This window comes from Verminephrobacter aporrectodeae subsp. tuberculatae At4, from assembly GCF_000193225.1.
Lineage (GTDB): Bacteria > Pseudomonadota > Gammaproteobacteria > Burkholderiales > Burkholderiaceae_C > Acidovorax > Acidovorax aporrectodeae.
In genome coordinates, this window is record NZ_AFAL01000890.1 from 1 (window position 1) to 526 (window position 526).

The 526-nt window shown below is 57.8% G+C and carries 1 protein-coding gene; it reads left to right on the top strand.

The features are described from left to right. Window positions 1-363: 363 nt before the first annotated feature. Window positions 364-526: IS4/Tn5 family transposase DNA-binding protein (locus VTU_RS32080; protein WP_010109217.1), on the top strand; the 163-nt coding region annotated here is incomplete at its 3' end.

The window sequence follows — 526 nt, forward strand, 5'->3', positions numbered from 1 at the left end:
TCTGGCCGGAACGCGGACATGCCGCGCGCGCAACTGCTCGAAATTCTAGCTTACTGGGATATGCGCTCTGGCCGGAACTCACGCAAGCGGCCATCGGCCGCGTGGCGGATTCTAGCTTACTGGGATATGCGCTCTGGCCGGAACGTCGTCGTAGTGCTCGCGCGCACCGTCCCGATTCTAGCTTACTGGGATATGCGCTCTGGCCGGAACGGGGGCATCAGCGACTGGGACGCACTGATGATTCTAGCTTACTGGGATATGCGCTCTGGCCGGAACACGTCACTGATCGGGATGAACCCATCTCGTTATACACAAGTCCCTCTCGCATGAGTTATGCTACTTATTTCATAGCGAAAGCACACAATGAGTTGGACAGTCACGGAATTCAAGAGCATGAACCTGGGGGACCCCAGGCGCAAACAGCGTGCGATCCATCTGATCGAGAGCTTGAGTGCCAAGCCCACAGCCAGTATCCCCCAAGCCTGCGGTGATTGGGCCGACACCATTGGGGCCTACCGCTTCTTTG